Source organism: Pseudomonas sp. B14(2022) (assembly GCF_012030485.1).
GTDB lineage: Bacteria > Pseudomonadota > Gammaproteobacteria > Pseudomonadales > Pseudomonadaceae > Aquipseudomonas.
In genome coordinates this window covers 1-855 of the sequence record NZ_JAAUVM010000055.1, presented here as the reverse complement: position 1 = coordinate 855, position 855 = coordinate 1, and the positions used below count along the sequence as shown (strand labels likewise).

The 855-nt window shown below is 56.3% G+C and carries 1 protein-coding gene; it reads right to left on the bottom strand.

Features of this window, described 5'->3' with window-relative positions:
* Window positions 1-36 precede the first annotated feature (36 nt).
* Window positions 37-855, bottom strand: an 819-nt coding sequence (locus tag HCF10_RS30975) for an IS3 family transposase (RefSeq protein ID WP_167657092.1), incomplete at its 5' end; no start/stop codon positions are given.

Genomic DNA, 855 nt, shown 5'->3' with positions numbered 1-855 from the left:
TGAACTGGTCAAGTAATCTTGGACACTGATTAAGGTTCACGCCGCCAACCTTTCCTTCACGACCGGCGACCGGTAGTCGTTGTAGCTATGAGGCCTGCTGATGTTGTAGCGCGAGACATAGCGCTGCACGTCTGCTCGGGCCTCATGTTCCAGTTTGTAGCCCGTTTCAGGCACCCACTCTGATTTCAAGCTGCCAAAGAAACGCTCCATCGGGGCGTTGTCCCAGCACTCGCCTTTACGGCTCATACTCTGCCTAAACCCTTGTTTCAGCAGCTCGTTTCGGAATTTATGACTGGTGTACTGACAACCTTGGTCAGAATGAAACAACACATCCCGGGGATGGCCGCGTAGCTCAATCGCCATGCGCAGCGCTTCGCAGGTCAGGTTGGCATCAGAAATCATCGAGAACGACCAGCCCACGATCCTGCGAGCGTACAGATCCAGAACAGCGGCGAAGTACATCCACCGCTTTCCGACCTTGATGTAGGTTACGTCGCCACACCACACCTGATTAACCATCGTCACATCAAATTTCCGCTTGAGCATATGCGGCGCCACCAAGGCCTCTACGCCCGGCGACTTGTACTTATGGCGCCTGCGCTGACGACTGGCGATGCCAGCTTCGCGCATCAAACTGCGAGCCATATAACGCCCGATACGATGCCCTTTGGCTTGCAGCTCCTTGGACAAAGTACGTGCGCCGGCCGACTCTCTGGATGCCTTGTGGTGCCTGACCAGCGCGGCTTTGAGCTTGTCCCTTTCAGGATTTGCTCTGCCTTGGCGCTGGCGCCAGGCGTAGAAGCTACTGCGGTTGACCCCAAACGCCCGGCAACACCTTTTAACGCCGTACCGCTC